This is a genomic window from Stenotrophomonas sp. 78350_Sma, assembly GCF_056482105.1.
In genome coordinates this window covers 1,317,569-1,342,179 of sequence record NZ_CM151182.1, presented here as the reverse complement: position 1 = coordinate 1,342,179, position 24,611 = coordinate 1,317,569, and the positions used below count along the sequence as shown (strand labels likewise).

General features: G+C 60.1%; 21 protein-coding genes and 1 tRNA gene. 7 read left to right on the top strand and 15 right to left on the bottom strand.

Annotated features, from left to right (window positions below; translation table 11 throughout):
- Positions 1 to 166: 166 nt before the first annotated feature.
- Genes cyoD through cyoA form a run of 4 tightly spaced genes read right to left on the bottom strand, consistent with a single transcriptional unit; the run spans position 167 to position 4,198 of the window.
- Positions 167 to 508 (bottom strand): cytochrome o ubiquinol oxidase subunit IV, encoded by a 342-nt coding sequence (cyoD, locus tag ACZK4H_RS06185; RefSeq protein ID WP_005408584.1) that lies wholly within the window; start codon positions 506 to 508, stop codon positions 167 to 169.
- Positions 508 to 1,146 carry a cytochrome o ubiquinol oxidase subunit III gene (gene cyoC, locus ACZK4H_RS06180; RefSeq protein WP_099554400.1) on the bottom strand — a complete coding sequence of 213 codons (639 nt, stop codon included), beginning with the start codon at positions 1,144 to 1,146 and terminating at the stop codon, positions 508 to 510. Before cyoC ends, cyoD begins: the two co-directional genes overlap by 1 nt.
- Positions 1,143 to 3,140, bottom strand: a complete 1,998-nt coding sequence (gene cyoB, locus ACZK4H_RS06175; protein WP_099554398.1) for a cytochrome o ubiquinol oxidase subunit I — start codon at positions 3,138 to 3,140, stop codon at positions 1,143 to 1,145. Before cyoB ends, cyoC begins: the two co-directional genes overlap by 4 nt.
- Before the next feature lie 2 nt (positions 3,141 to 3,142).
- Positions 3,143 to 4,198 carry a ubiquinol oxidase subunit II gene (gene cyoA / locus ACZK4H_RS06170; RefSeq protein ID WP_099554396.1) on the bottom strand — a complete coding sequence of 352 codons (1,056 nt, stop codon included), beginning with the start codon at positions 4,196 to 4,198 and terminating at the stop codon, positions 3,143 to 3,145.
- A 383-nt stretch (positions 4,199 to 4,581) separates the two neighbouring features.
- On the opposite strand from cyoA, the gene ACZK4H_RS06165 reads away from it, so the two are divergent.
- The 3 genes from ACZK4H_RS06165 to ACZK4H_RS06155 are packed head-to-tail and all read left to right on the top strand — an operon-like array spanning position 4,582 to position 5,927.
- A complete protein-coding gene (locus tag ACZK4H_RS06165) occupies positions 4,582 to 5,193 on the top strand; it encodes a GyrI-like domain-containing protein (RefSeq protein ID WP_099554394.1) in 612 nt (203 codons plus the stop codon).
- A 39-nt stretch (positions 5,194 to 5,232) separates the two neighbouring features.
- Positions 5,233 to 5,577 (top strand): hypothetical protein, encoded by a 345-nt coding sequence (locus ACZK4H_RS06160; RefSeq protein WP_099554392.1) that lies wholly within the window; start codon positions 5,233 to 5,235, stop codon positions 5,575 to 5,577.
- Between the two features lie 23 nt (positions 5,578 to 5,600).
- Positions 5,601 to 5,927: a hypothetical protein gene (locus tag ACZK4H_RS06155; RefSeq protein WP_099554390.1), complete on the top strand. Its 327-nt coding sequence runs from the start codon at positions 5,601 to 5,603 to the stop codon at positions 5,925 to 5,927.
- A gap of 154 nt (positions 5,928 to 6,081) precedes the next feature.
- Here the strand turns inward: ACZK4H_RS06155 and ACZK4H_RS06150 are convergent, their stop codons facing one another.
- From ACZK4H_RS06150 to ACZK4H_RS06130, 5 genes are all read right to left on the bottom strand, one after another.
- Complete coding sequence (locus tag ACZK4H_RS06150) at positions 6,082 to 6,492, bottom strand: hypothetical protein (RefSeq protein WP_143567693.1); 411 nt, start codon at positions 6,490 to 6,492, stop codon at positions 6,082 to 6,084.
- A gap of 17 nt (positions 6,493 to 6,509) precedes the next feature.
- A complete protein-coding gene (locus ACZK4H_RS06145; RefSeq protein WP_428843489.1) occupies positions 6,510 to 7,430 on the bottom strand; it encodes an RHS repeat domain-containing protein in 921 nt (306 codons plus the stop codon).
- A gap of 579 nt (positions 7,431 to 8,009) precedes the next feature.
- A complete protein-coding gene (locus tag ACZK4H_RS06140; protein WP_088436138.1) occupies positions 8,010 to 10,121 on the bottom strand; it encodes a helix-turn-helix domain-containing protein in 2,112 nt (703 codons plus the stop codon).
- A gap of 1,426 nt (positions 10,122 to 11,547) precedes the next feature.
- On the bottom strand, positions 11,548 to 12,645 hold the full coding sequence (locus tag ACZK4H_RS06135; protein WP_143570821.1) for a hypothetical protein: 1,098 nt from the start codon (positions 12,643 to 12,645) through the stop codon (positions 11,548 to 11,550).
- Between the two features lie 125 nt (positions 12,646 to 12,770).
- Entirely contained in the window at positions 12,771 to 13,235 is a 465-nt protein-coding gene (locus ACZK4H_RS06130; RefSeq protein WP_099604571.1) for a hypothetical protein, read from the bottom strand.
- 103 nt (positions 13,236 to 13,338) lie between these two features.
- On the opposite strand from ACZK4H_RS06130, the gene ACZK4H_RS06125 reads away from it, so the two are divergent.
- Positions 13,339 to 13,809: a MarR family winged helix-turn-helix transcriptional regulator gene (locus ACZK4H_RS06125; RefSeq protein ID WP_099604570.1), complete on the top strand. Its 471-nt coding sequence runs from the start codon at positions 13,339 to 13,341 to the stop codon at positions 13,807 to 13,809.
- Positions 13,810 to 14,562: 753 nt separating this feature from the next.
- Here ACZK4H_RS06125 and ACZK4H_RS06120 read toward each other — a convergent pair.
- Positions 14,563 to 15,096: a hypothetical protein gene (locus ACZK4H_RS06120; protein ID WP_099604569.1), complete on the bottom strand. Its 534-nt coding sequence runs from the start codon at positions 15,094 to 15,096 to the stop codon at positions 14,563 to 14,565.
- Between the two features lie 149 nt (positions 15,097 to 15,245).
- Here ACZK4H_RS06120 and ACZK4H_RS06115 point away from each other — a divergent pair, with 149 nt between their 5' ends.
- A complete protein-coding gene (locus ACZK4H_RS06115) occupies positions 15,246 to 15,587 on the top strand; it encodes a helix-turn-helix domain-containing protein (RefSeq protein ID WP_099604568.1) in 342 nt (113 codons plus the stop codon).
- Positions 15,588 to 15,592: 5 nt separating this feature from the next.
- Here ACZK4H_RS06115 and ACZK4H_RS06110 read toward each other — a convergent pair whose 3' ends face one another.
- From ACZK4H_RS06110 to ACZK4H_RS06090, 5 genes are all read right to left on the bottom strand, one after another.
- The gene (locus ACZK4H_RS06110) at positions 15,593 to 16,795 is read right to left on the bottom strand and encodes a site-specific integrase (RefSeq protein ID WP_099604567.1); all 1,203 of its coding nucleotides are present in this window, start codon (positions 16,793 to 16,795) and stop codon (positions 15,593 to 15,595) included.
- Positions 16,796 to 16,885: 90 nt separating this feature from the next.
- A complete protein-coding gene (locus ACZK4H_RS06105; protein ID WP_099604566.1) occupies positions 16,886 to 18,385 on the bottom strand; it encodes an ATP-dependent nuclease in 1,500 nt (499 codons plus the stop codon).
- 389 nt (positions 18,386 to 18,774) lie between these two features.
- A tRNA-Thr gene (locus ACZK4H_RS06100) sits at positions 18,775 to 18,850 on the bottom strand.
- Between the two features lie 50 nt (positions 18,851 to 18,900).
- Positions 18,901 to 19,905: a 2-hydroxyacid dehydrogenase gene (locus tag ACZK4H_RS06095; RefSeq protein WP_099554388.1), complete on the bottom strand. Its 1,005-nt coding sequence runs from the start codon at positions 19,903 to 19,905 to the stop codon at positions 18,901 to 18,903.
- Between the two features lie 97 nt (positions 19,906 to 20,002).
- Positions 20,003 to 22,873 carry an autotransporter outer membrane beta-barrel domain-containing protein gene (locus tag ACZK4H_RS06090; RefSeq protein WP_099554386.1) on the bottom strand — a complete coding sequence of 957 codons (2,871 nt, stop codon included), beginning with the start codon at positions 22,871 to 22,873 and terminating at the stop codon, positions 20,003 to 20,005.
- Positions 22,874 to 23,157: 284 nt separating this feature from the next.
- Between ACZK4H_RS06090 and ACZK4H_RS06085 the strand changes: the two genes are divergently transcribed.
- Together ACZK4H_RS06085 and ACZK4H_RS06080 are read left to right on the top strand one after the other, a co-directional pair.
- Entirely contained in the window at positions 23,158 to 23,637 is a 480-nt protein-coding gene (locus ACZK4H_RS06085) for an RNA polymerase sigma factor (protein ID WP_239503831.1), read from the top strand.
- Entirely contained in the window at positions 23,634 to 24,602 is a 969-nt protein-coding gene (locus tag ACZK4H_RS06080) for a FecR family protein (RefSeq protein ID WP_099554382.1), read from the top strand. Before ACZK4H_RS06085 ends, ACZK4H_RS06080 begins: the two co-directional genes overlap by 4 nt.
- The last annotated feature ends 9 nt before the right edge of the window (positions 24,603 to 24,611 follow it).

The window sequence follows — 24,611 nt, the reverse complement described above, 5'->3', positions numbered from 1 at the left end:
GGGCCGGCCGATGGAGGCCGAGGAGTTCCTGCGCCGGGTGGGCTGACGCCCCGGGGTCAGAGCCCTGTCCTGCGGACAGGGATCCGACCCCATCCATCCGAATCCGCACTGCAAACAGAAAGGCCGCCCGAGGGCGGCCTTTCTGCGTGGCAACGTCGCGAAGACGTCAGTGCATCATGTGCACGTTCATGTTGTGCATGACCCACAGGGTACCGACCACGATGATGCCGATCACCACCACGGTGAAGGCCGCAGCGTTGACGTTCCAGCGGCTTTCCGAGGAGCGGTCCAGGTGCAGGAAGAACACCAGGTGGACCAGCATCTGCAGCACCGCGGTGATGGCGATGACCACACCGTTGACGGTACGCGAGAAATCGCCCGACATCACCATCCAGAACGGGATGACGGTCAGCACCACCGCCAGCACGAAGCCGATCAGGTACGACTTCACGGTGCCATGGCTTTCGCCGCCAGTGCCGTGGTCGTGTGCATGGTTGTCATGTGCCATTACAGGGCTCCATTGAGGTAGACGACGGAGAACACACCGATCCAGATCAGGTCCAGGAAGTGCCAGAACAGGCTCAGGCACGCCATGCGGGTCTTGTTGGTCGGGGTCAGGCCGTACTTCTTCAGCTGCACGAACATCACCAGCAGCCACAGCAGGCCGGCGCTGACGTGCAGGCCGTGGGTACCGACCAGGGCGAAGAACGCCGACAGGAAGGCACTGCGGTCCGGACCGTAGCCCTGGTGGATCAGGTGCTGGAACTCCCACACTTCCATGCACATGAAGCCGAAGCCCAGCAACCAGGTGATGGCCAGCCACAGGTACATCTGGCCCATCTGCTTGCGGTGCATGGCAATCATGCCCAGGCCGAAGGTCAGCGAGGAGGTCAGCAGCAGCGCGGTTTCCCACGCCACGAACGGCAGCTCGAACAGGTCCTTCGCGGTCGGGCCACCATCGGTACCGCCTGCCAGCACCACATAGGTGGCGAACAGCGAGGCGAAGATGAGGCAGTCGCTCATCAGGTACACCCAGAAACCGAAGACGGTGTTGCCGCCAGTGTCGTGGTGCTCGTGGTCGTCATGGCCATGGGCCGCCGCTTGCGCGGCGTGCCCGTGGCTCAGGGTCGAGGTATTGGTGCTCATGCCTTCAGCTCCGACTTCACCAGGCCCTGGGATTCCAGGTGCTTGCGGTGTTCGTTCTCGATGCGTTCCACCTCGGCGGCCGGGACCCAGTAGTCCACGTCCTGGTCGAAGGTGCGGTAGATGAACGTGGCGATCATGCCGACGAAGCCGACGATGGCCAGCCACCAGATGTGCCAGATCATCGCGAAGCCGAACACCAGGCTGAAGGCACCGATGACAACGCCCGTGCCGGTGTTGCGCGGCATGTGGATGTCAGTGTACCTGGCCGGCTTCGGCCAGGCTTCACCACGCTGCTTGCGCTCCCAGAAATCGTCCAGCTCGGTGACTTCCGGCAGGCTGCCGAAGTTGTAGAAAGCCGGCGGCGAAGAGGTTTCCCACTCCAGCGTACGGGCGTCCCACGGGTCGCCGGTCAGGTCGGCGGTCTTCTTGCGGTCGCGGATCGACACGGCCACCTGGATGATCTGGCACAGGATGCCGGCACCCACGATGAAGGCACCTGCGGCCGCCACCAGCAGCAGCGGCTCGTAGGCCGGGTTGACGGTGCTCTGCAGACGACGGGTCATGCCCATGAAGCCCAGCACGTACATCGGCATGAAGGTCACGTAGAAGCCGATGAACCAGCACCAGAACGCGCACTTGCCCCAGAACTCGTTGAGGCGGAAGCCGAACATCTTCGGCCACCAGTAGGTGATACCGGCGAACATGCCGAACACCACGCCGCCGATGATGACGTTGTGGAAGTGGGCGATCAGGAACAGGCTGTTGTGCAGCACGAAGTCGATGGCCGGGATCGCCAGCATCACGCCGGTCATGCCACCGATGGTGAAGGTGACCATGAAGCCGATGGTCCACAGCACGGGCGTGGTGAACTGCACGCGGCCGCGGAACATGGTGAACAGCCAGTTGAAGATCTTCACGCCGGTCGGGATCGAAATGATCATCGTCGTGATGCCGAAGAAGGCATTGACGTTGGCACCCGAGCCCATGGTGAAGAAGTGGTGCAGCCACACGATGAACGACAGCACGCCGATGCAGGCGGTGGCGTAGACCATGCCCTTGTAGCCGAACAGCGCCTTGCGCGAGAAGGTCGCGATGACTTCGGAGAACACGCCGAACGCCGGCAGGACCAGGATGTACACCTCCGGGTGACCCCAGATCCAGATCAGGTTGATGTACAGCATGGCGTTGCCGCCACCGTCATTGGTGAAGAAGTGCGTGCCCAGGTAACGGTCCAGGGTCAGCAGCACCAGGGTGATGGTCAGCACCGGGAAGGCGGCGACGATCAGCACGTTGGTCACCAGGGCGGTCCAGGTGAACACCGGCATCTGCATCAGCTTCATGCTGGGGGTACGCATCTTCAGGATGGTGATGAAGAAGTTGATACCGCTCAGCGTGGTACCCAGGCCTGCGACCTGTAGACCCCAGATGTAGTAGTCCATGCCGACGCTTGGACTGTATTCGATGCCCGACAACGGCGGGAACGCCAGCCAGCCGGTGGCAGCGAACTCACCGATCCACAGCGACAGCATGATCAGCACCGCGCCCGACACGAACAGCCAGAAGCTGAGCGAGTTGACGAACGGGAACGCAACGTCGCGCGCACCGATCTGCAGCGGCACGGCCAGGTTCATCAGGCCGGTGATCAGCGGCATCGCCACGAAGAAGATCATGATCACGCCATGGGCGGTGAAGATCTGGTCGTAGTGGTGCGGCGGCAGGTAACCCTCGGACCCGCCGACGGCGAGCGCCTGCTGGGTACGCATCATGATGGCGTCGGAGAAGCCGCGCAGCAGCATGACGAAGGCGACGATGAGGTACATCACGCCGATCTTCTTGTGATCCACCGAAGTGAACCACTCCTTCCACAGATAGCCCCACAACTTGAACTTGGTGATCAGGGCCATGACGCCCAGGCCACCCAGCACCGCGCCGACCAGGGTGGTCAGCACGATCGGATCGTGGGGGATCGACTCAAGAGAGAGTTTTCCCAGCATGTTCATTCTCCCGAACCCGCGTGGCCGGCGTGACCGGCGGCGGCGTGCTCGTCAGCAGTGTGTCCGGCGTGTTCAGCCGGAGCGGCGGCAGCGTCGGTATGGCCCTGGTGGCCCTCGTGACCTGCGTGGGCATCGTGGCCTTCGGCAGCAGCACCATCGGCCGGGGCCTTGTGCTCGTGCTTCATGCCGTAATGCTTGTTGTCGCCCATGTGCTTGGCGATGACCCAGTCGAACAGGCCTTCTTCGGTCTTGCCGAAGTAGGTGACCGGATACCACTCGGCGTTGCGTGCTTCACCCAGGGCCTTGAACGAGGCCTTGTCCAGGGTCTGCTCACCGGCGCGGACCTGGTCCAGCCACTGGCGGTATTCAGCATCGGTGACCGAGTAGGCGGTGAAGTGCATCTTGGCGAAGCCCGCGCCGCTGTAGTGCGAGGACATGCCCGGGAATTCACCGGTCTCGTTGGCGATCAGGTGGAGCTTGGTCTCCATCGCAGCCATCGAGTAGATCATGCTGCCCAGGTGCGGAATGAAGAAGGCATTCATCACCGAATCGGACGTGATCTTGAAGTTCAGCGGCGTGTTGACCGGGAACTTGATTTCGTTGACGACCGCCACCTTCTCTTCCGGATAGATGAACAGCCACTTCCAGTCCAGCGAGATCGCCTCGATGGTGACCGGCTTGACGTCCGAATCCAGCGGCTTGTACGGGTCCAGCGCGTGCGACGAACGCCAGGTCAGGACCGCCAGCACCAGCACGATCATGCAGGGAATGGACCACACCACCACCTCGATCGCCGTCGAGTGGGACCACTTCGGCTCGTAACGGGCCTTGGTGTTGGAGGCGCGATACTTCCACGCGAAGGTCAGGGTCATGATGATGACCGGGATGACGACCAGCAGCATGAGCACGGTGGCCGTGATCAGCAGGGTCTTCTCATCCTGGCCGATCTGGCCCTTCGGACTGAGGATGGCCACGGCATCGCAGCCGGTGAGCATCACCAGCAACGACAGCAGCAGGCCCGGGCGCAACCAGCGCCCAAGGGTTTTCAACGGAATCATCGGTCGATCCAATTGCGAGGGAATGCCGTTCCCCGTCCTGCCTGATCCGGCAAAAGCCGGTCCCGCCGGTCCGGAAGACAGGCAGGGAGGTGGGGTCGAGTCAGCCTTTCAATTTTAGGCCGTCACCCACCATTTAAGAAAGGCATTGACAATGATCAGGCGCAGGAAAGGCCCGTTTCAGGCTGCGACACGTTGTCGCAGTGCGCGACCACGGCGGGCAGAACGCCCGAGGGCGGCATCCTGGCACAGTCTGGCGGCGGATGCCCTGCCCGGGTCCGGCACGATCATCTGAACGCGTTCAGGCATTCAGGCAAGGACAAGGACAAGGACAAGGACAAGGACAAGGACAAGGACATGGGATGCTCGGCGCAGGAGGAAGGCACATGGACAAGATCGACTTCAAGACGCGCGACCGGGCACTGTATCAGCCACCGGTCGGCCGATTCGTTGCGGTGGAGGTACCGCCCCTGCCCTACCTGATGATCGACGGCCGCGGTGACCCGAACACCGCCCCGGCCTACCTGCAGGCGGTGCAGTGGTTGTACGCGGTGAGCTATGCACTGAAGTTCGCACTGAAGAGCGAAGGCCAGGACTACGTGGTGCCGCCGCTGGAAGCGCTGTGGACCGCCAGGGATCCATCGAGCTTTGTGGCACGCCGCAAGGATGAGTGGAGGTGGACGGTGATGATCCGTACGCCGGACGGGATCAGTCCAGAGCAGTTGGAGGCTGCCATCGCCAAGGCGGGGACGAAGCTGGGTGAACCACCTGGCAGCCTTCGCCACGACATTCTTGAAGAGGGCCTCTGCCTGCAGACCCTGCATATTGGAGCCTACGATGACGAGGGCCCGATCCTGGCGAAGTTGCACGATGAACTGATGCCCTCTCTGGGGTATGCCTTTGCCGGCCCCCACCATGAGATCTACCTGAGCGACCCGCGCAGGACCGAAGCCGCTCGATTGAAGACAGTGCTGCGGCAGCCCGTCCGCGCGGAATGACCGCCTGCATGCACCGCTCTGACAAGGACCCGTAGATTCATGCCCCTGGTTGATCGTTTGCTGCGCTGGACCACCCTGCCGACCAGCCGCCGGACCATTGCGCTGCTGTGCAGCGTGTTGTTGCTTGTACTGGCCTGCAATCCCGACCTGCTGCCGCTGCTGTCGCTGGTCGATGCACTGGGGCTGGATGTAGTGGTGTTGCTGCTGGCTGCACAGGTAACGGCGGTATTGCCCTGGTTGCGGGAACGCACCGGGCGATGGGTCCGGCTGGCCATGCGGATCGCGGCCGGGGTGCTGGCCGGGGTAATCGGCGGCTTTCTGCGGCAACTGATGATGCTCGTGCTCATCAGATCCGGCACGTACTGCGCTATATATAGGGTTTGATCACCCGGGCCTGCAGGGAAGACATGAAACAGCTCGCTATCACGCTCGGCGCACTGCTGCTGTCCGGCAGCGCATGGGCCGATACACACCAGACCGGAAAAATCACCAAGCTGGTTGTCGAATCCACGTTCGTTTCCGTATGGCTGGAAGGCCAGCCCACCAACAACGAGTGTGTTTCCGACGGGCGCTGGGTAATCGATCTGTCCAGCGACAAATCCGGACGGGAAAAATACGCGGCCATCCTGTCGGCGGCGTCATCGCGGTCACCGATCGGCTTCCACGCCCTCACCAGCGAAGGATGCGGCGTGTTCGGAGCAAAGAAGATCTACTATTTCGACCTTGCCTATTGAGGCAGCACTCCGCGCAGACGTGCTGCTCAGCGCCTCGGGGCCGGATCTGCGATGCAGACCTTGGACCTCTGCAAGCTGGATAAAAAGTCCATGACACAGCATGGATAGTCGTCGCCACTGAAGGCGAGGGACTTGGGCTCATACATCATTTGACTTACAGTTCCACCAGCTTGGCGGTACAGATCCCTGCCGGCCATTTTTCCAGATGGCCTTGCAATCGGGAATCGAATATCCCTGTCACCGAAACTCTTCGCCCCCGGGATGAGTAAAATGGCGACATACCTCCCAGCCATAATCCCAACTCCGGCTTTGAGTAGCAATCAGGCGTTTCGTAGAGTGCATTCATCTCGAAAGCCGCGCAATAGTAGCCCTCCAGGGAGACGAGTCTTCCATTAAAAGCTGCGGGATCCGCTATGGCGTCCGCAATTGTGATTGCCATCGGCGTTTCCGCAGGCAGCTGGCAGGCTTCCGAGTTCAGAGCCTCCACAACAGCTACTGGCTCATCCACTGCGGACGAACAACTCGCCAGCAGCACGAGGACTAAACCCGCAATTCGAGCATCCACTCACAGCCCTCCCAAAGCTACCTTCCACAGCCAGAAGACATATCAGAGCTACACTTCACACCCTTGTCGTAGTCACGATAATACTGTCTGGTAGGCTCTCCGAGTTCCCTACCTACTTGACGCTCGAAGGAGCTCGCACGATTTTCCTCACGGTCTACACCGTTCTTCTGGACGTCCCGCTTAGACTTTGTAAACTCCATTGTACCCACGCGATCATGTTCGGCAGCATGCGAAATCTCATGAGCGCTATTCACAGCAGGAGGCTGCACCTCGCCCGTGGAGCTAATCTTGATCCCCAAAGATGGATTCAACTTTATGGTCCTCGTGTCGGTTACGTACCCCGGCTCCAAATCACTCCCCATCACAATAGTGTAGATTTCCGCAGACCTTTCGAGTTGCTGTAGTTCCGAGTGAGCGGAAGGCGACATTACGACTCCCATCATGTGCAGACGGCCCCGTCTTTCACTGACGCCTTCTAGGTACTGATACACGACCTCTCTTCCATCCGGATCCGTGAACCTGTACGGATTCCCGTCCGCATACCTATACCGATTGAACTGCGCAACAGGCTGCTCGTACGCTGTCACCGGATCAACCGACAGGAACACCCCCAACTGCGGGTCCATGTATCGCTGCTGCATGTAACTCAGCCCGGTAGCCGAGTCGCTCACATGCCCGGTATACCCCGGCCCGTCCGTGACCTGACCACCGACCACGGCCCCGTAGGGCTCGTAGTCATAGCGCTTGATCACATTGCCATTGGCATCGCTCTCAGCCACGACCGAGCCCAGGGCGTCAGTGTGGATGTACGTCACCGTGGTCTGGGCGATTGCGGTTGGTGACAGGCCAAGGCCGATCAGCAGCACACCACGCAGCCAGGCGCCTGTTGCGTCCAGCTTCCAAATTAGATCCTCGAATTTCCTGAGGCGGCTGGACACACCGCCTGCAGTCCCCCCGAACCTGCGCATCCCTGCAACTCCTGAAAGAGCCTCGAAGCAAGGCTGTGCATTCATAGCACAGGAAGGGACTCGGGAAATCGACCTGTAGTTTCGAGGATGAACAACGTCCCCGGATCCTTGCGCAAGCAGGCTGGCACGCGAGAAACGGGACATGCCTCGTGAGCAATGCCAGACGCACGGCAATTATGGGGTTGCCGGCCAGCGGCCGGCACTACCAGAGCACAAAAAAGCCCCGACCAAGGCCGGGGCTTTTCATTACAACTGGTGCCGGAAACAGGAGTCGAACCTGCGACCTACGCATTACGAATGCGCCCACTGAATGCGGCTAGCGATGCAAGCGAACAAGAACTCAATGGATGCAACCCATTCCAGCCGAGCGGACCGGCATGTTCGGTGCCATCGCAGCACTGTGCTGAGCTAGCCCGACAATCGCCGGGCACCCTTTTCCGGGCACTGACCTGCACCGAACCTACTAACGGTAAGCGCCAACTAAGCCTTCGGATACTTCCCATCGCTCAGAACCACTAGCCATTCCGCAAGAAGTTCGCAGCCCCGCAACTACTCAACCTCGCTCGATTGAATATCCAGTGCAACGTCTTCGCTCGAAAAGTAAGCACTCTGGGCCGTCGGAGTTATGCGATAGAGCCGCTGATACCCATCCTTGTCTCGCAGCAGCAATTCTCGTTCCTCGAGGTGCTTCGCACGCCGTCCAACCAGCTGGTGGGAACAGTCTAGCTCCTCCGCAACATCCTTAGGCTTCATCGGCGATCCCTCAGCGTCAAGCGCTGCGAGAATATTTAGATCAACCTGCTCCAGCAAAAGATTCTCGGAAACCTGCCGAACCTGGTCTGCGTACTTCCGAGAGAGATTCGCCACGACGACGGTACCGCTACGGCACTGAGGGCAAACCATTCCATACATCTTAATTGCGGATAACTGATCAAATGAGAACTTGGTAGAACACGTGTCGCAAGAAATATCTTGATTCCTATTCAGAAATGAGAGCACGATCCCCGAATAATCAAAAACTCTTTCAACAAAGTAAAGTCTAAATTCTCGCTCACCCGATGGTCGCCCAAACCGAATACTGTAGCGCTCGCACAGGCCGTAATTTAGCGAATAGACCGAAACCTTCTTTCCCGATCGGTCCGACATTTCGAAGTACTTTGTTACGAAGAAATTCAATTCCAGCGTCTGCAGCACCGACTCCATTGCCACCGGAACATGAAAATGACTTGTCGGCGGAGTTCCTTTTATCCGAGTGAAGACTTCAGACGTATGTTCCCTCAGCTCGCGGGCGCGCCGAACAACGTCCTCCAAGAGCTCTTTCAGACTAAAAATAGAAAGCCTTTCAGCGAAGGTGTCATGAAGAAAACGACCAAGCGAAAAATATGGCTCAATCTTATCCTCATAATATTTTCTAGAAGCATCCTTGATGATTTTGAGATTAATCTTACTTCCACGAACGGACGCCATCTCCGAGGCAAAATGCAAGACGTAACCAAGAATTCTCGGATTCCCAAGACTGGCGTAGAAAAGCTCACGCCAAAGATGTTCGTCATCGACAGCGAAAACTTCCGACTCCCTCCCCGGAAGAAACTTATTGAATCGCTCACCAACTAGACGTTTTGTAAAATCAATTGCTGAATATTCCATGGTCGCGACGTCAGCCGGCGCGTGCAACTTGTATAGGTCAAGGTAGACCTCATCAACCTTCGCCTTGTCGATCTGACCATAATAAATGCGGCCGGGATAAGCCGCAATCTTCAGCTTAACTAGTTCATCGGACCAATTATTCAAGGGCGCGAGCATTCCATCCACCACGAAGCGCATACCATCCTGCGGAAGTTCGCTAAAATCGTCGATCAGAATGTAGAGTTGCCGCACCTTCACGCGATCAAGCAGCTCGCGAAGCTTTACGATGAAATCATTCATCCGTAGCGTTCGAATTAGAACGTCCGAATAATCGAACTCGTCGACAGACTTATTACCCAGTGTCGCGCCCCCCTCAAAGGTCAGCCCGATACCCTCTGCCCCCAGGCCGGCAGAACCTTTGACGCTGCGATCGGCAGATATTTCTCGCTTTTCTCTAGTCGCCCTCGTAAGAATTCCTACCGCATTCTCATAGGTGGGAACATTCAGTGATTGGACCAACTCCTCGAGCGCAACATCCAGCTCGGAGATGCCGCCACCGAAAGCCTCCTTGACTTTAGACCAAAGAGAGGCATGAGATATTCGCTTCTTGAGCTGCGCCCTTATTTCGTTGACCAAGGACTCGAGAAACGCCTTTTGAAGCAATATTTTTTCCAGTGCCTCCCTCGGAAGGCCTGAGTCTGTTGCGTAGACGCGACCACTGACAACGGGATCAACCTGAGATGACTCGTAGATTGTCTTTATATCGATGTACGCCGACGTGGAGTAACCCCTACGCAGGATCTCGCGCTGCATCTTCTGGAAGATTGTGGACTTGCCCGTTCCCTTTCTACCGATCAGGAAGGTAGTGTGCGGCTCTAGCAGAGTGGTGATGATTTTATTGCCACGCAGAGGATCTACGTATAGATCATCGATCAGCGAGTCTCCAGAGGCTTCATCCACCAGCTCAGCTCGGCGGTAAAGCTTTAGTGACTGGCAAATCTTACGGAACCCATCTGAGACTTCCTGATCAAACACGCCTTACTCCTTAGTGAAAAAGCTTCGAAATGAGAAATGGGTACCCACGCTTCTGAACGCACTCTACACAGGAAGTTCATAGATTGGCACCCCTCTTGCCCCCAGCCGGACTCCCCCAACCCACGCAGTACTGATGCAGTTACTCATGGCACCACAGAGGGCCAGGCGTCCTTTTGGAACAAGGACTTAGCCAACCCCAACTGGCAGCCAGGGTGCCGATAAGTGCCTTGTAAGCCGGGGAGCCATCACTTTGAGCCGATTCGGGCCCGTGAAGTCCCAGGGAAAGCAAGGTAGGGCTCACGCCTGCTTTCAAGGCGGACAGCAGCTTGCGGTGTACACGCCCGGAACCGAACCTACGTGTAGTACCTCTCATTGACGTTGCGGTTGCAGGCGAGACACTTTCGATATGCACCAAAACGCCCAGGACGCTCCCGTCCCAGCAAGCCACCGCATTCGCAAACCAAAACGCTGCGCCCTTGATCCCAGCGCCAAAGCCTTAGAGTAGCGACAAGTGCAACGGTGACCGATACCGCGATAGCCAACGCCGGGAGCCATCGCACCATCGCATACACCCCTGCAAGCACCGGACTCTCCTGGAGCGTTCCCAACGGCAGCATCAGCAGCAACCCTAGCGCCAAAGCCCCAAGTGCGGGCGCATACATCCTTACCATCATCCACGTCCAACGGTCCATGTGGTCATCCCGGCGATTGTTTAACGCATCCTTGAGCATATCGGTCGCAGGGGATGAGACTTGAACAGCGAACTTTCTTTGCCGCCCGTACAAGGTCGAACACCACCGTACGCTTCATACATGGCCACCACGTCTTGCGGTTGCAGGCACAAGCTCACACACCGCCGCCCACGTCCTGCGTGCTGAACTTAGGCAGCATGCGCTTTAGTAGCGCTTAGCATGGGGCAGACGGCAGCATTCCTTGCGCTCGCGAAAGTGACGGTCAGCCCTGCCCGCACTGGCACCCGATCGGCAGAGACAGACTTGAGCCATCCATGCTTGAACCACAACCGCATCACCCGGATCTCCGGCGAATGGTCACGTCACATAGGCTAGGTATGACGCGGATCGGCAGCAGCGCTTCATACGTGGCAGAGGCCGTAAGGGCATGCACAGCTCCCGAGACAGGGTCCTAACGGACGGGAAACCGGTGTGCCTCCAAAAGGCCGGAGGATCGCCTACGAGGGATCCAGCCGAGGGAGAATTCCTAAGGAGATGCAAATTGAACACCAACTCGTACTCTCTCAGGGGGGCGTCGGGGCGGCAGCGCCTGCCGGAAGCCGACCTCTAGAGCGCTAGGATCTCCGGGCTGTGAGGCCTCGATGTCACGCTTCCCTATATATGTTAGAGCTTATAAATAAGAGCTAATAAATATTAGGGAAGCGTGACATCTCGGCCAGTGCTGGGAGCCTCGCCTATTCTTGGCTCTTGCGTTTCTTCCCATCCCGGCGCTGTTTGTCCCTCTCGCGCCTCTGGATCACCTTGGGATCCGCTGCCTCCTTCAGCACACGGTGAAGCTCCTGATCCGTCATAGCGGCCCCACTGCGCTCTCGCTCTCGCTGTCGACGCTTGCGGTCTCGGGCCGCAATACGCTTACGCTCCTTCGGAACGTCCAGCACCCCGAACCGCTCCTGGACGCCTTCCTCGACTTTAGTTCGCGATTCGGTGCAGCGCTGGGCTACCGGACATTGGCTGCAGATTGCGTGCCCTTCGGTGCGCATACCAAAGCAGGCTGGATCGGAGGGCCCGGGGGCATCAAGCACCACCGGAGTGCGCGACGTGTACCCCCCTCGATGGGACTTAGCCTCATCGACGAGCTCCTGCCCAAACCGGCGCGTAGCCTCTGCTTCCGAAATCAGCTGCTCGACGCACATGAAGCGGCTAAGCAACACCGGCTTGCGAGCACGTCCGGCCTTAGCAATCTGCTCCTCGATCCACGCCAGGGCGTCCAGCTGCTGTTGGTCGCCCACGAAGTTAGCCGCATAGAATCGCGGGTCGAAGTCCTTTGCAAAGGGATCGAAAACACCTTCCGCCCGCTTCTCCTCCAAGCGCTCGAGCAGCATGGGCAGCTTGGAATCACTGCAAAGCTGATTCGGGCGTGGCAGCTGTCGCGTCCCGCTAGCGTCAGCATCCAGCATCAGCTCAATGACATACCGTTCGTAGGGCACCCCCATCGCATCCGCGCGCTGGCGTGCCCGCCAGATGCTAGCGAAATCGCCTGCCTCAAGGCCATTAATACGGCTCGGGAACCCCTGCGGCTCGCGCCCCTTACGTCGCAAGAAGCGATGCACGTAGTGTTTTCGATACGCTTCATAGAAGCTCTGCGTGCGGTCGTACGCACTCATGTATCGGTACGTCAGATGTGCAGATCGCGCAAAGTCCGGTTCTTCATCAAAGTCGCCCGGCATAAGCCATTCCCGTGCCTGCACCATTTTCTCCGTCGCCAGCGCATCGGCGCCAACCTTCTTGGCCGCGGCCAATTTCTTGGCGCGACAATATCCTTCCATACTCATTCCTGACATCTCGTATCCGTTGTCCCTCAGTGAGGAGTGAAGCTAATGCGCTAGCAGCGCCGTCATTTGATTACGTCGATAGATGCGGAGGGCCCTCCGCATACAGGACTATCGCCCCAATACAATCAGTTCTGCCGCTCAGCGACGCGGTCGACGGACATCTCCGCGTTCCAGCGATCCATCACATGCAGTTGCACGTCCGGCGCGATGAGCATTTTCGGAGTGATCCGCTTCTTCCCCTTCATATCCCGCAGGTAGCGCACCGCAACGTCAATGTAGACCCCATAAGGGACACCGAGCATGTCAGCAGCCTGACGCGCCGCCCAAAGCATGCGGAACATGGAGACATCGCATACGCGCATATCGTGCCTCAGCGAGCGATCACCTACGTGGGCTGCGAACAGCTCCGCGAAATTGGACGTCGCGCGAAACGGGGACAGGTCGCTGCACTCGAAGGAGCGGCGTTGCGCACATGCATTCTCCCTTGCCATTACGGCCTCCCCCACAATTTCGAGCGCGGTCTCGTGTTCAACCTGCTCGACCGAACCACCCGCCCCAAACATCGAAATTGCACGAATCAGGTCAGTCATCTCATTGCCTCTCGTAAGCACAGCCAGTCGCTGTACGAGCAGCCTAGCGACTGCAATATGGCAGGATGTACGATACGGACATCCCGCCATTTTTCACTCATGTATGAAGCCTGGATCCAGAAAGTTCCCAGAGATTGAGCAGCTATTGGCACTGGCAAGGCTAGTTCGGAAAAGGCTCGATGAGCAGCTGGATGAAATCGGTTTGGACACCAACATGTATTTGGCAATGAGCGAAATTGATCGCCTCTGCAAGCGGGGATCACACGCAATCAGAGCTAATGTGGCGAAGAGCTTGGGTATGTCACCGACCTCGATGACAGGCATCTATAGGCGGTTGGATGCCGCTGGTCTGATCGAAGAGCGGCAAGACGAGCCGATTTTTTTTGACTCCACCCGACAGAAGTACGCAAGGCTCTCTGACAATGGCAAGAAGCTTCTAGGCCGCGCCAATGATGCCTGGGAGAAGATCAATGTCAGCTACCTGGGAGATCTGAAGGACAGGCAGCTGAGAGACTTCTCATCGTCCATGGCAGTCATTCGCTCAGCACTGGAATCTAACGACGGTTTGGCGTAGCAGCCAAGCACGATGCACGCTCCGGCTGTATGGAGTGCCTCAGGCGTCAACCCCAATTCGGCAGCGAGGTAACGCGACTTCCCCAACTCACCTAGGACTTCGCGACTTGGATGCGGATGATCCTGACCCTCTGCTCGATAGGAGCCTCAGCAATGCCAACCAATCGCGTCATAGCGCGCGTCGGACTGAGCAGCTACATCCCTGCATGCATAGTCGACGGAGCGCCCCACATCGCGCGTCAGGGCGTGCCAGTGCGCCTCTGACTACGGATAGCACACCCAAAAGAAGTTGGACCCAGATCGCAGACGTCGGCACATACGAAAGGCCCGCTGACATCTCTGCCAACGGGCCTGATCAAGCTAGCGAGCAAGTTATCGGGGGCGAATGCCGAACCCAAGCAAGACAGCCCCAGCGACGGTCAGAGCTTGCCCCACTGCGAGCGCGTGCATGTTCGCGATGTTGCTGTAGCCGTTTACTGATGGGTTGATCAGGAAGTAGAGCCCGATCCCAAGCCCAGCCAGGCCCAACACCACGCACAACGTCGCGGAGCCAAGCTCCTGCCTCGTGCTTGTAGCGGCGCGATTCGATTCAACAATTGCCTTGGGCAGGTCCGCATAGCACTTAGGACACTTCGCGGATGATCTGCCCGAGGGTATCGCAGCATGACAAGCCGGGCATTGATAGAGATTAATTGCTGAATCGCTGGTTTGCATGTTCTTTCCTCCATGATTGGATGTGCGACGGTTTCCGACATCAGCCACCGGTTGAACTACTAATCTGAGCGTCCTTCACCAGATCACGCAGCGCAGCGCGCTGTTCGTCATCTAGGCTGTATTCGGTATCGCAGACCCGGACCTCGATCCTATTGGCACGGGCGAAGGCCCCTGCTTCTGCCAAGGTCATCTTCTTGCCGAAGGAAAGGATGGCGTACTCATATCGATTGAACGCCGGCATGTCGCTGGGAAGCGAAACAGCCCTTCCGTCGACGAGCATGTCAAAGCCTGTACCAGCACAGCGAACGTCATAGGACATGTTGAAGGTGACGATGGCCGAAACAGTGAAAGAGTCCAACTTCGTTACGGCGCGGTCTCCGTCCACCACGCTCTGCAGGCTCAGAGAAATGCCCCTGCTGGTCTTGGACAGCTTCGATAGCTCCACTTTGGCCTCGTAGGAGGTTCGATCCTTGAAACGGTCGTATGACCGCTGTTGTTGAGCCACTACCTCCCCGGGAACAACAGCCGTCAGCACCAACGACATGACGGCAACATGCGTAATCCGGTTCTTCATCTCAACGTCCCCGACTGAGCGCTGACGGGCCCGGCCACCCCTTGCGGCCAGTCATACCTCGCACAACGCCATATACTGCTATGGTAATGACTTCTACTGATCAGGTATATGGCCCATGCTGCTGCAGGTTCACAGACCGTTACCTCCGCGTGCCCTCGCCCACTGTCATTACTGCAACGTTTTCCAAGCGGCTCTCCGAAGCTCGAGCACTGCGCGGGCTGTCCCAGCGCGCGCTGGGGGCGCTGGTGGATAAGGACCAGGACAAGAACCGTGGTGCCGTGCTGATCAACAGGTACGAGCGCGAACGAAACCAAGCCGACATGACCAAGGCTGCGGAGTTGGCCAAGGCATTGGATGTCCCGGTCGCCTACCTGTTCGCTGAGGACGATGACCTGGCTGCGGCGATCTTGGCTTTCGCCAAGCTTCCCTTTGGGGAGCGCCAAAGGATGCGGGAAGAGCTCGAGCGTTTGGCTGGTGAGCAGAGGGATTAGCCCTCTCACGCCGCCAGCTTGGCAACTGCCGCCGCCAGGGTGTCCGGGGCCAGGTGGGCGTAGCGAAGAGTCATGGTGATGTCTGCGTGTCCCAAGAGCTCCCGCACGGTATTCAGGTCCACCCCCGCCCGCACCAAGCGTGATGCGAAATGATGGCGCAGATCATGGAAGCGGAACTCTTCAATGCGGGCATCGGCTATGAGTTTTCCCCACCCCTTCTTGATGTCGGTCACGTCGAAGACTTTGCCCGAACGGCGCTCGCCCACTTGCCGAGCCCAACGCTGCAGGACTTCCATGGCTTCGACGTTTAGCGGGATGTGACGCTGCCTACCGGACTTGGCGTTCTCGGCTCGAATGGTCAGCATCTTGGCTTCCCAGTTGATGTCAGCCCAGCTCATCGACAACAGCTCACCACGTCTCATACCGGTATTAATGGCTGTAAGAACCACCGGGGTCAGGTGATCGACGTACCCGTCCATCGGCAAATCAGGCAGAACCGCTTGCCGGTACTTGCGTCGGGCCGCATTGGCGTTCGCCCTTCCCTCAACCCCAGCTAGATCGCGCGCTGCCAGCGCGGCCCGGAGCATCGCTTCCTCATCCGGGGAAAGGAACCGAACCACCTTGCGGCTAGCTGCTGATCGCTGACGCATGCTCATGAGGGGGTTAGTCTCGATCAGCTTCCACTCAACGGCCCGAGACAAGGCAGACCGCAGGCAAGCAAAGTCGCGCGCTGCGGTAGCCTTGGTGACGGCGTCAGGGCCAGTGACACGCCCGCGCCACCATCGCTCCATGGTGGGCACGTCAATCTCAATGATCTGACGACGCAACAGCCACGGGAACACGGATCGGATGCGATCCGGGTACTGGCGACCACCCTTGAGCTCAGCTATCGCCCAGGGCTCGAAGTGATCGTTAAGGAGCACTTCTAGAGTGCAACTGGTGGGCTTGGCCTTCGCGAGCGCCGGCAATCCGGACTGAACGTATTCAGCGACCGCTTGCCGGGCTTGGTCGCGGGCCTGATCAAGTGACAGATGTTCGACCGAACCTAGGGTACGACGCTTACCGTGCGCCCAGGTGACGATCCAAGCTTTGTGGCCCGAGGGCTGCACTCGCAGGATCAGGCCGCGAACTTGAGCGTCCCTGAGCTCATAGGGGCGCTCTCGGGGCTCAGCTGTGAGAACGATGCGCTTGGTGAGGGGGGATGACATTGGGCGGAGCGTCCGTAAGTGGCGGTAACGCCAACTTAGGACAGGATGCGAGGCGGTGTTTGGATGAGGATCGTCCGCGCGCAGCTTCGCTTATCCCCGAAGGATCGGTCCAAATTGCTGCATGACTCTAGGCATCGAGTTTCTGAACGTGTGGTCCGCTAGCAACTTCAGCAATGCAACCTCGACGTCCAATGAACTTGCATTAGGCAGCTGTTGAGCCAACAGATCGCAAACCTTATCCACGATTCCCTTGGCCACCTTCCGGGGCTTGGCCGCATCATCCGGCACTAACGGAATGTCTTGAGCGCGAAGACTCAAGGTGTTGAGGACGAAATGCTGTCTCAATTTCATCAACGCTTCCGCTCTATTTCCATGAAGATACTCTACAAGGCCCATTTCTGGCGTGTAAGGCAGGTAGGAAATATTTGCAGCCTGTTCCGCCGCGATTCTAACAATCTCCTCAACCCTTGCATCCGCGATTGACTGCTGAGCATCTGCGTCAAGGACCATGTACGCCTTTGTGATCGCCGGAAGCAACGGAGTTTGACGAACAAAAAAACGAAGCACATTTGCAAACCCCCCGACCGGAACAGCACTAACACCTGGACAGATAGATCCGTCTGCGTACAAACGCGTCATCGCATGCCGGACCAACTGTTCCACAACAATTCGGGCAGACTCATCTTCTACATATATCAAAATGTCGGATGCCGCCTCTTCACGATAGGCCAGTGCGCCCAGGACATAAGACGGGAAGCAGCCGCGTGTACATTGAACAACGCCGTCTTCCGTCTCCTGAAGGAACAACAGGCTGTCACGTGAGGCTTGCTTGATCAATGTGGAAGAGTGCGTAGACACAATAACGGTCAAGGACTTGCTGCCAGCAATATCACCCAGATGGCTAAGCAACTCTGCCTGTGCTGTAGGATGAAGCGCAAGCTCAAGCTCGTCTATCAACAAGAGGGAGTTGTCAGGGCAATCCTGCAGCATCCGTAGCAGCTTAATGATACACAGCTCACCCAAGCTAAGGTTCTTTTCTGAGAAGTACTGCTTCTTTCCTCCTACATCGGGAAGCTCAATCAAGAACGCCTGACTCCCCACTCCTCGGCGCACATTAATTGTCTTCAGAGCGTCGAACTTGTTCGTGCAGAATATTCTGTTAGCCGCATCGATTATTCCTCGCGGGGCCGCGCGCACTCTTTTTGGCGAGAAATCTTCCTGACTCGGCTCGATTCGATCTGCATTCGCCGCGATGTAGAGCACGTTCGGGTACGGCAAGCGCGATAGAACTTTGCTGTTCTTCTTCGGCGTAGGAACCCACCGCTCAGTTCTGTACGTGTACGAAACGTTTCCGCCTGGCGTTTCGTAAGAGATTTTCGCTCCCTCGTAGGAATCCAATCGATCAGATTTTTTTGAAGCAGGGAAATGGAGAGGAAAGGAGTTACTAAATCCGATACGCCTGATGCACCCGAGCAGCGAAGTCTTCCCCGTGCCATTTGCACCAGTGAGCAGCCACAATCCCTGATTCGGGATTTCAAACTCTAGACGTTTGATATGGCGCAGGTTTTCAATGATGATCTTCGAAGGCATTCCATTCCCCTGTATCGACACTCGTGAGAGTGTAGCCGGTATGATCCGGCCAGAGGGGTGTATTCGACCGGAGCTTAAGGACGGCGGCCTTTCTCGTGAGTCATCTATCGGAACTCCAAGAGCGTCGCGCTCATCAGTCTTTGGCTCAGCTGCATCCCGCATCTCACGAATAGCGGCTGTACAGCGAACTGCCGTATCCAGCTAAGTCAGCCTGAAGCCACCCTGTTGATGGAGCCGCCGCCTCCGGCGCGGACACGATCCATCCGCAACCAGCAGCAGTGACGCCGAGCAAGCAATCTGTCCGGCAGCGAATCCCTCACCAATCAGTGACTTCCAACGCCCCGCCCAAACAAAAAGCCCCGACCAAGGCCGGGGCTTTTCATTACAACTGGTGCCGGAAACAGGAGTCGAACCTGCGACCTACGCATTACGAATGCGCCGCTCTACCAACTGAGCTATTCCGGCGGAGCCCGCGATTTTACGGGTTGGGCGCCCCGGCGGTCAATCCACCCGGCTCAGCCCGCCTCGACCCGGTTGGCGCAGGGCCGCCCGGCGGCGAAATCGGCCAGGTTGCCCAGCGTGATCGCCGAGATCTCCTGCAGCGCCTCCACGGTGAAGAAGCCCTGGTGGCCGGTCACCAGCACGTTGGGGAAGGTCATCAGGCGCTGGAAGGCCTCGTCGTCGATGATCTCGCCGGACAGGTCCTGGAAGAACAACGCGCTTTCCTGCTCGTACACGTCGATGGCTAGGTGGCCGAGCCGGCGCGACTTCAGCGCGCGGATCACCGCGTGGGTATCGACCAGCCCGCCGCGCGAGGTATTGACCAGCATCGCGCCCGGCTTCATCCGCGCCAGTGACGCGTCATTGATCAGGTGCTGGGTATCGGGCATCAGCGGGCAGTGCAGCGAGACGATGTCAGCCCGCGCCAGCAGTTCATCCAGCGCCACCATCTCGCCGACGCCCGCGAAGGCGGCCGACGGATACGGGTCATGCCCCAGCACGGTGCAGCCCATGCCGTTGAAGATACGCGCGGTGGCCAGGCCGATCTTGCCGGTACCGACGATGCCGACCGTGCGGCCGTGCAGGGTGCGGCCAAGCAGTCCATCGAGCATGAAGTTGCCTTCGCGCACGCGGTTGTAGGCGCGATGGGTCTGGCGGTTGAGGGTCATCACCAGCGCCAGCGCGTGCTCAGCCACCGCTTCGGGCGAATACGCAGGCACCCGGGCGACGAACAGGTCCAGTGCTTTCGCCGTGGCCAGGTCCACATTGTTGAAGCCCGCACAGCGCAGCAGCACCGCACGCACGCCCAACGCGTGCAGCGCACGCAGCACCGCCGCATCCAGCCGGTCGTTGACGAACACGCAGACGGCGGCGCAGTCCTGCGCCAGTGCGGCGGTATGCACATCCAGCGCGGCATCGAAGTAGACGAACGTACAACCCTGCCCCGCAGCATCGCGCTGGTTGGCTTCGTCGAGGAAGCGGCGGTCGTAGGGTCGGGCGCTGAAGACGGCGATCTGCATGGAAGGACCTGGGTGGAATGCCCTGCCGACCATACCGCAGCCACGCGTCCGTGGGGATGGCACCGGCGATGCGAACATCGCCGGTGCCCTGTACCACTTAGAACCGGTAGCCCAGGCCCAGCATCACGCCGTTCTGGATCTGCCCGTCGCGGCGCTCGCCCACGTAGTCGGCCATGATCGACAGGCGTTCGCTGGCGCGGCTGGTCACGCCCAGGTTCCAGGCCAGCACCTGCTCGCCCACGGCCTGGCTGCTGGCGCCGAACACCAGGTCAGGTGCGGCGGCGAAGCCGGTGCTGTAGCGGGCCTGCGAATCGCCCAGTTCCTTCTGCCAGACCACACGGGCGCGCGGGGTGATGCGCTCGCCGTTGTTGCCCTCGAAGGTCCTGAACAGCTGCAGGCCGGCACCAACGCGAATGCTTTCCAGGCTGCCGCTGCGACCGACCAGTGCACCCGCGCCCTGCCCTTCATTGAAGCGCGTGGCCGAGGTCCGCGCGTAGTCCACCACCGGCAACAACGGCTGGATCACCAGGCCCTTGCCGGTGGTGAACGAGAACGCGTGTTCCACCCGTGCCGAGATCGCATCGTTGTTGTACTTGGCGCGCAGCGGCTGCTGCAGGCCATCGATACCGCTGACGCTGCGCCGGGTGTCATGACGCAGGTCGGTATAGCGCACCGCCGCCGACAGATAGCCGCGCGAATAGGTCGCGTCCAGGTAGCCGCCCACGTCCAGCGCGCGCACGTCACCGCTGAAGTCGGAGCCGTCGCGGCCCTTGGTCGACATATCTGCCGCTGCCACGCTGACGCCCAGGGTGACGCGGTCATCGGCAACGCGGGTATCGGCACCGACGACGATGCCGCCGATGTTGTGGCTCAAGCCGGCCACGCCACCGTCAGCATCAATGCGGCCGTGGCTGGCGAAACCTCGCGCCCACAGGCCATGGCTGCGGCCAGAGCCACTGCCTTCACCGCCACCCACCGCCGGCTCGACCAGATGCATGGCCAGCTGGTTGAACAGGCTGCCGTGCCGCATCCCGGGCTGCGCCGACACCGACTGCGCGGCCTGCGAGGCCAGGCCGTCGGCATCACCGCCACTGCGCATCGCAGCCTGGTGCTGCTGCACCACATTGCCGATGCTGCCCACCAATGCGGTGTCGGCCAGGCGCAGGCTCGCGTGCGCGTCACCGCGCAGGGCACCGGCCTGCCGTGCGATCACATCACGGTCAGCGAACTGCAGAGCGCCGAGCAGCGACTTCAGGCCACCATCCTTGCGATCGGAAGCGGTCGCCAGCGCACGGCCAAGGGCATCTCCCGAAGCACCATTGGCAAACAGCCCCAACTGGTCGAAGCCCGGGTTGGCGGTCAACCACAGGCCGTCCGCGGTCTGCTTCACGTTGAAACTCAGCAGCGAGTTGTGGCGTGGGCGGAACACTTCACCGCCGATGATGCTGGCGCTGTAGCCGGTGTCGCCCAGGCGCACGACGTCTTCGAAGCCGCCCTGGTAGATCGGGCCCTGCACGAGATCGCGACGGAAATCCTGGCCGTAGTAGCCCTGCGCCACGTTCAGTTCAAGGAAGGCACCCTTGGAGATCACCAGCGCGCCGTCGGTCTGCTTGCTGTCGAAGAAGCTGCCTACGCGCAGGCGGCCACTGCCAGCGCCGCCGTTCTCGGTCACATCAAACAGCACCTTGCCGCCCGGCATGATGTTGACGTAGCCGTGGGTGACCAGATCGCCGCCGCGCGGCATCAACGTGCCATAGACGCGCAGGCGGTTGAAGCCATCCTCGCGCCAGGACGGGCGGGTACCGCTGGCCAGCGCACTGAGATCCATCGCGGTGCCGGCCACGTCACCATTGCCGACCAGCATGCCTGCGCCCATTACCCGCACCTCCGAAGCACGCAGGGCGCCGCCCTCCAGTGCAATGGTGCCGTTGTCGACCAGCATGAAGTCGGCACCGGTGGTGGCGGAGGTACGCCAGGTGGCACCGTTGGTCACGCGGATCACGCCCATGGAGTTGTCCAGCGTGGACACGTCCAGGTCGCCCAGGCGCAGCCTGGAGAGCAGCGCAGCCCTGTAGATCGGATCGTTCTGATAGCTCTGCACCGACCTCGGGCCGATGCCCTGCGGACCATTGCCGGATGCGTTGTAGATGCCCTGTGCCAGGCTGATGTAGGTCGATGACGCATTGGTGTTCCAGCGCGCGAAATCATCATCGACGAAGGTCTGCAGCTGGCGACCGGTGCGCAGGTAGCCCGGGTTGATGTCGCCGCTCACGTTGGCGGTGACATTCAACGTATCGCCCGGATCGCGGTAGCCCTTCGCGGTGATGATCCTGTTGTTGTAGATGTCCTGGCCCGGGAACGACTCCAGCTTGCTGCCGCTGCCATCAGGATCGAAAGTGACCGAAGCACCCGTGGTGCGCGCCGGATCGCGGAACACCAGCAGGCCGTTGGGCTGCACGACTTCATACATGGCCTTGTGCAGCAGCCCGGCATCGATGCCGCCGCCGTAGTTGCCGGTGTAGATCTGGGTCATCCGCGGCGACGGCGTGTAGATCACTTTGCCGCTGTTGCTGGCCGCGTGGATCTGTACCGAATCGACAATTGGCAGATCACCGGCCAGATAGCGCTCGACGCCACCGGACTGCATGATCGAGCAGGACGAAATGCAGTTGCCGGACACGATGGTGTTCAGGCCGGCGGTGCGGATGATGCCCTGCAGCCACTCGCCGGCGATCAACGCGCCACCATTGGAGGTGCGCAGCACCACTTCGCGGATCGGCCGGCCCTCGGCCTGCGCCTTGGCCAGCAACGCCGGCAGCGACACCACGTCGGCGTAGGTGACGCCGCCGCTCAGGAAGATGCGATCCCCCTGCACGTGATAACTCATTGCCATGACGTCATCAGCCGCCGCGATGGCGCCAACGCCGATCAGCCCGGCCAGGGCCAGGCTCAACTTCGAATGCTTCATACGTTCTCTCTCCACCCGCAACACGCGGGTAAAGAGTCAAACGGCAGAACGCCGGAATCTCCCCCAGCGCGGCCGGCAGGGAAAAATGAATGCATTCACAATGAGAGAGGGGGCACCCTGCACTCTTCCCCATCCGGTCATCGTCGCGTAAAACTCGAAGGCGCATCCACCAACGTCAGCCGAGGCCAGCCCTGTCCGTTCCGTCCCCCCTGATCCACCACGCGCCGGAGCCATCCGCGCCTGCGGACGCCTTCATCGCGTTCGTACGCGAGGAACGCGCGCCACTGTGCGCGTTCCTGCGCACACGGGGCGTGGGGCCGGAGGATGCGGAGGACATCGCGCAGGACTGCATGGAGCGGCTGATCCGCTATCGCGCGCACGGCACCGACGAACTGCGCCTGCTGCTGTATCGTATTGCGCGCAATCGCCTGGCCGATCGCGGCCGATCGCCGCAGTCGCGACCGCACCTGTCACTGGCCGAGCATGATGGTCACGACGAGCCCACCAGCCCGTCGCCGGACCCCTTGCGCCAGGCAGAGTCCGGGCAGATGTTGTCCCTGCTGCGGCAGGCCCTTTTCAAACTGCCCGAGCGCGCGCGCGAGGTGTACCTGCTCAACCGGATCACCGGCATGAGCTATACGCAGATCGCACGGCACTGTGGAATTACAGCCAAGACCGTGGAAAAACATATCGCCCGCGCCCTGCAGGGCCTGCGCCAGGAGTTGGGACCGGATCCGCTGCACAACGACAGGGATGCCGAATGAGCAGCCACCGGCACATGGAAGACGCCTCGCTGTTCGCACGCGCCAGCACCTGGGTGGCGCGTCTGGAAGCTCCGGACTGCACCGCAGCCGAACGCGAGTCGTTCGAAGACTGGCTGGCTGAAGACCCTGCCCATGTCAAAGCCTGGGTGCAGGCCGAAGACCTTTTCCAGCAGGGCCAGGGCCTGGCTGCGGACCCGTGGCTGCGGACGGCTGCGGCGCGTGCGGCACGGCCTGCCCGACGCCGCTGGCTGCCTGCGGCTGCCGCGGCCGCGGGTATCTGCCTGGCCATCGGCGTGGGCTGGATGGTAGCGGTGGATGGCAACCCTGCCCCGCAGCGCTTTGCCAATGACACGCATCAGGCACAGCGGCTGACCCTGCCCGATGGCAGCGTGGCCATGCTCGATGCCGGCACGACGCTGCACGCCCGCTTCGGCTGGCGCCACCGCGATCTGGACCTGGAACGCGGCCGCCTGCAGTTGCAGGTCGCGCCATCGAACAAGGCATTGCAGCTGCGCGCCGGCACCAGCACGATCCGCGATATCGGCACGACCTTCCAGGTCGAGCGCCTGCACGATGGCCTGGTCGAGGTCGCGCTGCTGGAGGGTGCGGTGGAAGTCAGCAACGGCGCCGCCCAGCACACGCTGGCCCCTGGCCAGCAACTGCAGGTACTGCCCTCCGGGCGCATCCAGCCTGGTCCAGCGCTGTCCTCCACGGCAGCCGCCGAGGGCTGGCTGCATGGGCAGCTGGTCTTCGATGCCACCCCGCTGTCGATCGTGGTCGAACGCATGAACCGCTATGGCCATGCACCGCTGGTGATCGCTGACCCGGAGATCACTGATCTGGCGGTCAGCGGCACGTTCCGCGCAGGCGATGCACAGGAGTTGCTGTCCGCGCTGGAACTTGGCTGGTCCATTGCTGGCCAGACGCGCCCGGATGGCGCGCTGGAACTGCGCCGCACGTACTGAGGAGGCCTG

What these genes read in the sequence shown, in the direction of transcription:
- cyoD (WP_005408584.1), bottom strand. Translation starts at nt 508, where the DNA reads ATGGCACATGACAACCATGCACACGACCACGGCACTGGCGGCGAAAGC.
- cyoC (WP_099554400.1), bottom strand. Translation starts at nt 1,146, where the DNA reads ATGAGCACCAATACCTCGACCCTGAGCCACGGGCACGCCGCGCAAGCG.
- cyoB (WP_099554398.1), bottom strand. Translation starts at nt 3,140, where the DNA reads ATGCTGGGAAAACTCTCTCTTGAGTCGATCCCCCACGATCCGATCGTG.
- cyoA (WP_099554396.1), bottom strand. Translation starts at nt 4,198, where the DNA reads ATGATTCCGTTGAAAACCCTTGGGCGCTGGTTGCGCCCGGGCCTGCTG.
- ACZK4H_RS06165 (WP_099554394.1), top strand. Translation starts at nt 4,582, where the DNA reads ATGGACAAGATCGACTTCAAGACGCGCGACCGGGCACTGTATCAGCCA.
- ACZK4H_RS06160 (WP_099554392.1), top strand. Translation starts at nt 5,233, where the DNA reads ATGCCCCTGGTTGATCGTTTGCTGCGCTGGACCACCCTGCCGACCAGC.
- ACZK4H_RS06155 (WP_099554390.1), top strand. Translation starts at nt 5,601, where the DNA reads ATGAAACAGCTCGCTATCACGCTCGGCGCACTGCTGCTGTCCGGCAGC.
- ACZK4H_RS06135 (WP_143570821.1), bottom strand. Translation starts at nt 12,645, where the DNA reads ATGAGTATGGAAGGATATTGTCGCGCCAAGAAATTGGCCGCGGCCAAG.
- ACZK4H_RS06130 (WP_099604571.1), bottom strand. Translation starts at nt 13,235, where the DNA reads ATGACTGACCTGATTCGTGCAATTTCGATGTTTGGGGCGGGTGGTTCG.
- ACZK4H_RS06125 (WP_099604570.1), top strand. Translation starts at nt 13,339, where the DNA reads ATGAAGCCTGGATCCAGAAAGTTCCCAGAGATTGAGCAGCTATTGGCA.
- ACZK4H_RS06120 (WP_099604569.1), bottom strand. Translation starts at nt 15,096, where the DNA reads ATGAAGAACCGGATTACGCATGTTGCCGTCATGTCGTTGGTGCTGACG.
- ACZK4H_RS06110 (WP_099604567.1), bottom strand. Translation starts at nt 16,795, where the DNA reads ATGTCATCCCCCCTCACCAAGCGCATCGTTCTCACAGCTGAGCCCCGA.
- ACZK4H_RS06105 (WP_099604566.1), bottom strand. Translation starts at nt 18,385, where the DNA reads ATGCCTTCGAAGATCATCATTGAAAACCTGCGCCATATCAAACGTCTA.
- ACZK4H_RS06095 (WP_099554388.1), bottom strand. Translation starts at nt 19,905, where the DNA reads ATGCAGATCGCCGTCTTCAGCGCCCGACCCTACGACCGCCGCTTCCTC.
- ACZK4H_RS06090 (WP_099554386.1), bottom strand. Translation starts at nt 22,873, where the DNA reads ATGAAGCATTCGAAGTTGAGCCTGGCCCTGGCCGGGCTGATCGGCGTT.
- ACZK4H_RS06080 (WP_099554382.1), top strand. Translation starts at nt 23,634, where the DNA reads ATGAGCAGCCACCGGCACATGGAAGACGCCTCGCTGTTCGCACGCGCC.